This is a genomic window from Pseudomonas sp. GW821-FHT07E12 (assembly GCF_058986605.1).
The window spans coordinates 31,457-41,107 of sequence record NZ_JBYSVX010000043.1; the positions used below are offsets into that span (position 1 = coordinate 31,457).

Sequence of the window (9,651 nt, forward strand, 5' to 3'; positions counted from 1 at the left end):
GGAAAGCCTCATCGCGGCTGACGCCGCTCCTACGGGTTACATGCGGAACACGCCGAAGCGTGTTTCCTGCGCAGGAGCATTGAGCGCGGCGGACAAACCGAGCGCGAGCACGCGGCGGGTGTCGGCCGGGTCGATCACGCCGTCGTCCCAGAGGCGGGCGCTGGCGTAATAGGGATGACCTTGCCGCTCGAACTGCGCGCGGATCGGCGCTTTGAACGCGTCTTCCTCCTCGGCCGGCCATTGCCCGCCGCCAGCCTCGATACCATCGCGGCGCACGGTGGCGAGCACGCTCGCGGCCTGCTCGCCGCCCATCACGCCGATGCGCGCGTTCGGCCACATCCACAGGAAGTGCGGCGAGTAGGCGCGTCCGCACATGCCGTAGTTGCCGGCGCCGAAGCTGCCGCCGATCATCACGGTGAACTTCGGCACGCGCGCGCACGCCACCGCCATCACCAGCTTGGCGCCGTCCTTGGCGATACCGCCGTGTTCGTACTTCTTGCCGACCATGAAGCCGGTGATGTTCTGCAGGAACACCAGCGGGATGCCGCGCTGGCAGCACAGCTCGATGAAGTGCGCGCCTTTCAGTGCGGCTTCGGAAAACAGGATGCCGTTGTTGGCGATGATGCCGACCGGGTAGCCATGCAGGTGCGCGAAGCCGGTCACCAGCGTGGCGCCGTAGCGCGGCTTGAACTCGTCGAAACGCGAGCCATCGACCAGACGCATGATGACCTCGCGCACGTCGAACGGCTTGCGTGTGTCGGTGGGGATCACCCCGTACAACTCCTGCGCCGGATAACGCGGTTCCTCCGGCGGTTGCAGTGCCTGTGCATGCGGCGGCTTGCGCCAGTTGAGCTGGGCGACGATCGCGCGTACGCGGGCCAGCGCCTGCAAGTCGTTGTCGGCGTAGTGATCGGCCACGCCGGAGATGCGCGTGTGCACGTCGGCGCCGCCGAGCTCTTCGGCGGTGACCACTTCGCCGGTCGCTGCTTTCACCAGCGGCGGGCCGGCGAGGAAGATCGTGCCCTGTTCGCGCACGATCACGGTCTCATCGCTCATCGCCGGCACGTAGGCACCGCCGGCGGTGCACGAGCCCATCACGCAGGCGATCTGCGGGATGCCCTGCGCCGACAGGTTGGCCTGGTTGTAGAAGATGCGGCCGAAGTGATCGCGATCGGGAAACACCTCGTCCTGCATCGGCAGGAACGCACCGCCGGAATCCACCAGGTAGATGCATGGCAGACGATTCTGCTGCGCGATTTCCTGCGCACGCAGATGCTTCTTCACCGTGATCGGGTAATAGGTGCCGCCCTTGACCGTGGCATCGTTGGCGACGATCACGCACTCCACGCCGGAGACACGACCGATCCCTGCAACCACACCGGCGCAAGGCACCGCATCGTCGTACATGCCGTGCGCGGCGAGCGCGGCGATTTCCAGGAAGGGGCTGCCGGGATCGAGCAGGGCATCGATGCGCTCGCGCACCAGCAATTTGCCGCGCGCGGTGTGCTTGGCACGCGCGGCTTCGCTGCCGCCGAGGGCGGTGCGGGCGAGCGTGGCGCGAAGGTCCTCGACCAGAGCGCGCAGTGCGGTGGCGTTGGCCTGGAAGGTTTCGCTACCGGTTTGCAGTTGGGTGGTCAGCAGGGTCACGACACCGGATTCCTAGTGGAAGAGGCTTCAGCCCCGACTGCGGACACCCCGGAAAGCGTCGGGGCTGAAGCCCCTCCCACAGGTTGTCGCGTTGGATGGCGCTTGCACATCACTTACATCGTCCGCGCGAACAGCTCGCGGCCGATCAGCATCCGGCGGATTTCCGAGGTGCCGGCGCCGATCTCGTAGAGCTTGGCGTCGCGCCACAGTCGGCCGGTCGGATACTCATTGATATAGCCGTTGCCGCCGAGGATCTGGATCGCCTGACCGGTGGCCCAGGTCGCTTTCTCGGCGGCGTAGAGGATCGCGCCCGCGGCATCGCGGCGTGTGGTGTGGCCGGCGTCGCAGGCGCGCGCGACCGCGTACACGTAGGCGCGACACGCGTTGAGGCCGACGTACATGTCCGCCAGCTTGGCCTGGATCAACTGGAAGCTGCCGATCGGTGCATCGAACTGGTGGCGCTCATGCACGTAGGGCAGCACCACGTCGAGTGCGGCGGACATCAGCCCGAGCGGCCCGCCGGCCAGCACCACGCGTTCGTAGTCCAGTCCGGACATCAGCACGCGCACGCCGCCGCCGACTTCGCCAAGCACGTTCTCGGCGGGCACCTCGCAGTCGACGAACACCAGTTCGCAGGTGTTGGAGCCGCGCATGCCGAGCTTGTCGAGCTTCTGCGCGGTGGAAAACCCCTTGAAGCCCCTCTCGACGATGAAGGCGGTGATGCCGCGTGCGCCGGCGCCCGGATCGGTCTTGGCGTAGACCACCAGCACGTCGGCTTCCGGGCCATTGGTGATCCACATCTTGTTGCCGTTGAGCACGTAGCGATCGCCACGGTGCTCGGCGCGCAGCTTCATCGACACCACGTCCGAACCGGCACCGGGCTCGCTCATCGCCAGCGCGCCGACGTGCTCGCCGCTGCACAGGCGTGGCAGATAGCGTTGCTTCTGCTCGGCGCTGCCATTCTTGCGCAGCTGGTTCATGCACAGATTGGAATGCGCACCGTAGGACAGGCCGATCGCGCCGCAGGCGCGCGAGATCTCCTCCATCGCCACCACATGGGCGAGGTAGCCCATGCCGCTGCCGCCGAATTCCTCCTCGACCGTCATGCCGAGCAGGCCCTGCTCGCCGAGCAGGCGCCACAGTGCGGAGGGGAACACGTTGTCGTGGTCGGCCTGGGCCGCGCGCGGGGCAATCTCGCGTGCGGCAAAGTGGGCCACGCTTTCGCGCAGCAGGTCGATCTCTTCGCCCAGATCGAAGTTCAGGGCTGGCACATGCATGGGGCGACTCCGCAAAGACGGAACGCTCCGGGTGGGGAGTGGCGGCATGGGCCGCCAGCACGGGCGTTTTCAGCCAGCCTACTCGGTTATCTTCAAAAAGTGAACACAAATTCAAAAATTGAATATAGAATCACTCCATGGTCTACAAACGCTCAGCACTGATGGAAGAGCGCCTCGCCGGCAATCGCGAGCGGATCCTGCTGGCGGCACGCAAGCTGGTCGCCGGCGGTGGCTATCGCAACGCGCCGGTGACGGCAGTCGCGGAGGCGGCCGGGGTATCGACCGGGCAGATCTACCGGTATTTCCCGTCCAAGGCGGAGCTGTTCGTCGAGGTGCTCAACGAGGCGGTCACGCACGAGGTGGCGCTGCTGCGTGAGATCGCCACCGGTGAGGGCACGGCGCAGGCGCGGCTGCGCCAGGCGATCGAGTCGTTCGTACGACGTGCGTTGGCGGGGCCGGGACTGGCCTACGCGTTCATCGCCGAGCCGACCGAGCCGGAAGTCGAGGCCGAGCGTATCCGCGGTCGCCGCCTGTTCGGCGAGGTGTTCCGCGATCTGCTGGCTGCTGGCGTCGCGTCGGGCGAGTTCCCCGAGCAGGATCTGGATGTCGGCGCGGCCTGCATCGTCGGCGCGTTCACCGAGGCCTTGGTCGGGCCGATCGCACCGACGCGCACCAGCCCGCGCGATGGCGAATGGCTGGTCGAGGCGATCTGCGGGTTCTGCCTGCGTGCGGTGGGTGCGCGCGAAGCCCGCCAGCGTGCACGCAAGAAACCGTAGGAGCGGCTCTGGGTGGCCTCGGGCCATTAGCCGCGATGGGCTTTATCGAGAAGGCCCCATCGCGGCTAATGGCCCGATGGCCACCCAGAGCCGCTCCTACATAAAAGCGGCCAACACGAGTCCGACGACTGGAGCGGCCAGAGCGGCCGGCACAATCGCCTTCGGCCGATACGGCAGCAGCCACAGCGCCAGCACCACCGCGCCCGCGGTGAGCGCGCCGAGCCATTGAACCGGACCGATCGCCCAGCCGCGCGCGGCTACACACAGTCCGAACGCCACGACCAGCAGCAGCCAACCCAACACGCGCAACGTGCGCATCCGCTGCGGGCTGGCTTTGTCCTTGCCGTACAGCTCGAGCTGGTGCTTCTCCATCGTCAGACACAGCGCGCTGAAACCGGAGTAGCTGAGCGCGAGCGCAAGCCAGATCACGAGGCACTCTCCTGCACGGGCAGCGTGGCCTTGGTCGCGCGTGCTGGTGCGGCGCCGGCCTTGGCGCGCCGCTCCGCGGCCGACAGCGGTGGCTGCCAGTGCTGCATCCGCCAGCCGGCCACGCCCAGACACAGGCCGATGAACAAGGTGACCAGATCCACGCCGGCCAGCGCCCAGTCCCCGGCGGGCAAGGTGACGCCAAGATGGATATGCGTGGTCAGCGCGTTGAGTACCGGCACACCGGCGAACAGTGCAGCGCCCAGATACAACTGCCAGCTCCACATCGCGCGCTTCGGCCAGATGAAGGCCGCGACCAGCGCAGCGGCCCAGGACCAGAAGAACACCGAGACTTCGACCTCGGCACGCCCTGCGATACCGACCGGCACCAGCCGGTTGCCCCAGAAATAGCTGGCGAACGCAATTGGCAGGCCGGCGACCGCGCCGATGTTGAGCGAGTCGACCAGCCGCAGGCCGAAGCCGATGCGGCCGGCCTTCTGATGCTTGGGCCGCTCCTTCACCGCCCACAGCACCACGCCGCTGGCGACCATCAGGCAGCCGAGCAGGCCCGAGCCGAAGAACAGCAACCGCAGCAACGGCCGCGCGAACTCGGCCATGTGCAGGCCATACATCACGCCGCGTGTCTGTGTCGCGCCGCCTGCATCGTCGCCACGCCGGAGCAACTGCCCGGAGACACCGTCGAACAACAGCGAGGGCGCATCCACCGACAGCGACTGCGCGCGTTGGGTCACCGCGACGCTGGCATGCGCATCGCCGGGAAGATTGACGAACACGGTGCCGATCGCGGCGTCGGCGTGCCATTGCTGGCGTGCCTGTTGCAGGAAGCGCTCCAGCGGCAGCGTCGTTGCCGGTTTCCCGGCGGCTTCGCGGGTGTCGGCGAGACGGTTGAACGCCTCGTCGTAGAAACGCGTCTCGCCTTCCGGATAAGTCGCCTTGATGCCCCACGGCAGGTACATGAACATCAACGTGACGATGCCGGTGTAGGTGATCATTGCGTGGTACGGCAGCGCCAGCACCGCGCTGACGTTGTGGAAATCCAGCCACGAGCGCTGGCCCTTGCCGGGGCGGAAGGTGAAGAAGTCCTTGAAGATCTTCTTGTGGGTGATCACGCCGCTGATAATCGCCACCAGCATGAACATCGCGCAGAAGCCGACGATGTAGCGTGCCCAGTACACCGGGATGTAATGCAGGTCGAAGTGCAGGCGGTAGAAGAAGTCGCCGCCCATGGTGTCGCGTGCGCGGATCTCCTCGCCGGTGGACGGATCGACCGTGGCCTCGCCGTATGTCGGACGCGGCGGGGCTGTCGAGTTCGCCGGTGGCGTCGGATTGAGCCAGTACATGCTCATCACCGGGTCGCGCGGCGTCGGCAGGGTAATGCTCCAGCCCTTCGCATCACCGGCATGCTCGCGCAGGTAGTGCTCGGCACTGCGCAGCGCGGTGGCGGCATCGACCTGCGTGACCGGCAGCTCAGGGCGCATCCAGCGACTGATTTCCTGCCGGTAATAGCTGCTGGTGCCGCCCATGAAGATCAGCAGCAGCAACCAGCCGACCAGCAGGCCGGTCCAGGTGTGCAGCCACGCCATCGATTGGCGGAAGCCGTGTTTCATGGCGCACATCCCTGTGCGCCACCCTTCGGGCGGCTTCGCCGTGCAAAGCGGCTGTCCTGCCGTGCAGATTCTTGTGCGCCACCTAGCGGGCAGCAGCGCCGTGAAAAACGACGGTCCTGCCGGTTTTTCATGCCGCGCCCCGCTGCAGCAGTTCGGCGATGCCGAACATCAACAGCGCCGGCACCGCGATGCCGGCCCACGCTTTGAATGCACTGCGTACCGCGAACGCCCACAGCGCCGCGCAGGCGCATACAACAATGCCGCTCATCATGCCGGTGAGCACCGCCTGGCTGCGCGACATCGGCAGTGCCAGCGACATCAGCAGCGCGGTCGCGCTGGCCAGTGCGTAGCCACCGAAGATCGCCGCGCAGCTGCGCGACAGCACGCCGAGCCACGGGCGTTGCAACCCGTGGATAAACCGGTGTGCCAGCGAGCCGGCCAGCGCGGGGGAGGGGGCGTCGGACATCAGCGGCGGGTGCCGGTCATGCGCGCGCGCGTGGGCACTGCGCTGTTCATTCGGCGAGGAAGGTCAGCGTGCTGATGTGGTGGATGGTCTCGACCGACTTGCCGGCGATCTGGCGCTGCACCGGTTCCTTGTGGGTGGCGACCACGATGTAACGGCCATCAGCCAGCTGCGGCAGGGTGACCTGACCCTGGTTGTCGGACTTGAGCTGCTTGGTCCACTTGCGCTGATCGATCACCGTCACTTCGGTGTCCGCCAGCGGCTTGCCGCGATAGAGCACGGTCAGCGCGCTGCCACCGGGAGTCTTGGGCACCAGTTCGAAATCCAGCTTCGATGTCGTGTCCTGGCGGCCGGCGCGCGCGTAGTAGCTCACCGACTCGTACTTGCCGCCTTCGCCCTGCCAGGGCTCGAACACCTTGTCATCGGACAGCCAGGCGTCGCCGTCGCCATGCAGCGCCGCGACCAGATGGTCGTCCTTGCGGGTGATGCCGGTGGCTTTGCCGTGGGCGCCGAAGATATCCGGCGCGACCACGCGCTTGAGCTCGTCTTCACCGTGGTCGAGCACTTCCTCGGCCGGTTCGCCGAAATAGACCCGCACCGGACCGGCGCCGTCGCGTTCGATCCAGATTTCGTGCGCCTGGGCGGACATGCTCAGGCAGGCAAGCAACAGGGTCGGCAACAGCGATCGCTTCATGGCGGGAATTCCTGTGTAGGAAGAAAAGAGAACGAGTGGCGGTGCGGCAACTCGGATTTATTGGGAATGATACTCATTTGTTGCGGGCGCACAAAGTCACGAATCCTTGCCGCAGTGCCGCAAAGCATCCGCTGGCGCGGATGCGCCCGGGTGGAAATTCCCCCGGAAAACGCCTTGCCGTGTTCAGCAACGCGAACACTGTGATGCGGCCGGCCAGATGAATCGGGGGCTGCTCTATACTCCGGCGGCGTAGCGAAGGTCCTTTAGACCCACAGCCAGGAGGGGAGCGCGTGCGGAATTACGATCTCGAGTTCCTGAAGAAGTTCTCGATGGTGATCGGCTTGCTGATCCTCATCACGCTCGGCCTGATCGGCCTGGCGGCGCATCTGCAACGTGCCATTCCCGACGAGGTCTCGCCGAGCGCGGCCAAGCGCACCGAGCAACGCATCGCGCCGAGCGGTGCGGTGTATGCCGGCGCCACCGGTGTGGCGGCCCAGGCCGCAGCGCAGGCGGCAGCGTTGGCCAAGGCGGCCTCGCAGGTCGCTTACGGTGGCAGCACCGACGGCAAGACGATCTTCGACAACCTCTGCACCGCCTGCCACACCAACGGGGTGGGCAAGGCGCCGACGCTGGACCATTCGCATTGGGATGCGCGCCTGGCCCAGGGCAAGGACACGCTCTACAAGCACGCGCTGGAGGGCTTCACCGGCCCCGATGGCGGGATCATGCCGCCGAAGGGCGGCAATCCGGCGTTGAGCGAGGAACAGGTCAAGGCCACCGTCGACTGGATGGTCGGCAACCTGAAATAGCCCAGCCGTTATGCTGGCTGGCCTGCGCGCCGCCTTCAGGGCGGCGCGTTCGTTTCCGTCATGTGGAGTCCACTTCCTGATGTCACCTCGCCTGCCTGTTGCCGCCGGCTTGATCGGCCTGCTGTCCGTCGTTGCCTTTTCCTGTGCTGCAGCCGAGGGCGTGGTGCCGATCGGGCAGATCCAGGGCCGTGGCGCTTCCAGCCCGTTGGACGGCCGCGAGGTCACGATCGAGGGCGTGGTGACCGCCGATACCCGTGTGGGCCTGGCAGGCTTGTTCGTGCAGGACGAAGGCGATGGCGATGACGCCACTTCCGATGGTGTGTTCGTCACCGGCGTCATCGATCGCAGCGTGTCCGCCGGCACGCGGCTGCGCATCAGCGGCCGTGTCGCCGAGGTCGGTGCCGGTGGCAATGCGACGCTGACCACGCTGCAGGCCACGCAGGTCGAGATCCTGGCGCGCGACCAGCCGTTGCCGGTGCGCGTGCTGCACGCGCCGCCGTCGGACTGGGAGGTGCTTGAGGGCGAGCACGTGCGCATCGAGGCAGCGCTGACGGTGGCGGGCAGCGATCGGCTGAGCCGTTACGGCGAGCTGAAGCTGGCGTTCGGCGGCCGGCTCTGGCAACCGAGCGAACTGGCGGTCGCCGGCACACCGGCGTATGCACAGTTGCAGGCCGACAACGCGCGTCGACAGCTGCTGCTGGACGACGCCAGCAATGCGCGTGACCCGGCCACCGTGCCGTATCTGCCGGCCGGTGCGGAGGTGCTCAGCGGCGAGACGGTGACGGGTGTCGAAGGCATCGTCGATCAGCGTTACGACGGCGGTTATCGGCTACAGGTGACTGTGCCGCTGGTGCTGTCCAGGCCGCAGCGCCCGGCGGCGCCGAAGGTGCGCGGCGATCTGCATATCGCCTCGTTCAATCTCGAAAATTTCTTCAATGGCGATGGCCATGACGGTGGCTTCCCGACGCCGCGTGGTGCACGCACGCCGGCGCAATACCACGCGCAGCTGGCCAAGCTGGTGGCGACGATCCGGCCGATGCAGGCCGATGTGGCCGCACTGATGGAACTGGAGAACGACGGCTACGGCCCGGATTCGGCGATTGCCGCGCTGGTGGACGCGCTCAACGAGGGGCAGGGCAAGGCCGGCGATTGGCGTTTCATCGATGCCGGCAGCGGTCCCGGCGACGATGCGATCCGGGTCGGATTGATCTATCGCGCCTCCCGGGTCACGCCGGTCGGCAAACCGGCCACGCTGACCGGCGAACCGTTCGATCGCTACAGCCGGGTGCCGCTGGCGCAGGCGTTCAAGGCGCAGCGCGGTCCGGCGTTCGTGGTCGTCGCCAACCACCTCAAGTCCAAGGGCTGCAATGGCGCGACCGGACGCGATGCCGACCAAGGTGACGGGCAAGGCTGCTGGAACGCGATGCGGACCGAATCGGTGCAGCGCTTGCAGCAGTGGCTGCAGACCGATCCAACCGGAGCCGGCACCGGATACACGGTGCTGCTCGGCGACTTCAACGCCTACGCGATGGAAGATCCGATCCGCGCGCTGCATGCGCAGGGCTGGCAGGACGCATTCGCGGTGGTGGGTGTCGAGCGGCCCTACAGCTACGTCTACAACGGCCTGAGCGGGCGACTGGACCACGCACTGGTAAGCCCGGCGCTGGCCCGGCGCGTGCGTGGCGCGGCCGAATGGCATGTCAATGCCGATGAGGCGGACGAGCAGGGCTACGCCGGTCGCAACGTGCCGGGGCCGTGGCGTAGTTCGGACCACGATCCGCTGGTGATTGGGATTTCGTTCTAGCTCATGGTGGATAAACCGGTGAGCCGTCCTGCTGGTCGGCGCGGTGGATCTTCTGTGGGAGGGACTCCGGGTGGCCTCGGGCCATCAGTCCCGACGAGCTACCGATAAAGCGTCGGGACTGATGGCC

Annotated in this window: 9 protein-coding genes; 3 read left to right on the top strand and 6 right to left on the bottom strand. The window is 66.9% G+C overall.

Annotated elements, in window-relative coordinates; genetic code table 11:
- Nucleotides 1-36: 36 nt before the first annotated feature.
- On the bottom strand, nt 37-1,647 hold the full coding sequence (locus tag AC3WJE_RS18685; RefSeq protein WP_493732331.1) for a carboxyl transferase domain-containing protein: 1,611 nt from the start codon (nt 1,645-1,647) through the stop codon (nt 37-39).
- A 113-nt stretch (nt 1,648-1,760) separates the two neighbouring features.
- Entirely contained in the window at nt 1,761-2,924 is a 1,164-nt protein-coding gene (locus tag AC3WJE_RS18690) for an isovaleryl-CoA dehydrogenase (protein ID WP_493732332.1), read from the bottom strand.
- Between the two features lie 137 nt (nt 2,925-3,061).
- On the opposite strand from AC3WJE_RS18690, the gene AC3WJE_RS18695 reads away from it, so the two are divergent.
- A complete protein-coding gene (locus AC3WJE_RS18695) occupies nt 3,062-3,700 on the top strand; it encodes a TetR/AcrR family transcriptional regulator (protein ID WP_493732333.1) in 639 nt (212 codons plus the stop codon).
- Between the two features lie 96 nt (nt 3,701-3,796).
- Here AC3WJE_RS18695 and AC3WJE_RS18700 read toward each other — a convergent pair whose 3' ends face one another.
- The 4 genes from AC3WJE_RS18700 to AC3WJE_RS18715 form a co-directional block, all read right to left on the bottom strand.
- A complete protein-coding gene (locus tag AC3WJE_RS18700) occupies nt 3,797-4,129 on the bottom strand; it encodes a DUF3325 domain-containing protein (protein ID WP_493732334.1) in 333 nt (110 codons plus the stop codon).
- Nucleotides 4,126-5,754, bottom strand: a complete 1,629-nt coding sequence (locus tag AC3WJE_RS18705; protein ID WP_493732335.1) for a PepSY-associated TM helix domain-containing protein — start codon at nt 5,752-5,754, stop codon at nt 4,126-4,128. The genes AC3WJE_RS18700 and AC3WJE_RS18705 overlap by 4 nt, the downstream gene beginning before the upstream one ends.
- 127 nt (nt 5,755-5,881) lie before the next feature.
- Nucleotides 5,882-6,220: a DUF3649 domain-containing protein gene (locus tag AC3WJE_RS18710; protein WP_493732336.1), complete on the bottom strand. Its 339-nt coding sequence runs from the start codon at nt 6,218-6,220 to the stop codon at nt 5,882-5,884.
- Between the two features lie 46 nt (nt 6,221-6,266).
- A complete protein-coding gene (locus tag AC3WJE_RS18715) occupies nt 6,267-6,911 on the bottom strand; it encodes a DUF4198 domain-containing protein (RefSeq protein ID WP_493732337.1) in 645 nt (214 codons plus the stop codon).
- A 290-nt stretch (nt 6,912-7,201) separates the two neighbouring features.
- Here AC3WJE_RS18715 and AC3WJE_RS18720 point away from each other — a divergent pair, with 290 nt between their 5' ends.
- Nucleotides 7,202-7,720, top strand: a complete 519-nt coding sequence (locus tag AC3WJE_RS18720) for a c-type cytochrome (RefSeq protein ID WP_493732338.1) — start codon at nt 7,202-7,204, stop codon at nt 7,718-7,720.
- A gap of 79 nt (nt 7,721-7,799) precedes the next feature.
- On the top strand, nt 7,800-9,524 hold the full coding sequence (locus AC3WJE_RS18725) for an ExeM/NucH family extracellular endonuclease (RefSeq protein ID WP_493732339.1): 1,725 nt from the start codon (nt 7,800-7,802) through the stop codon (nt 9,522-9,524).
- Nucleotides 9,525-9,651 lie beyond the last annotated feature (127 nt).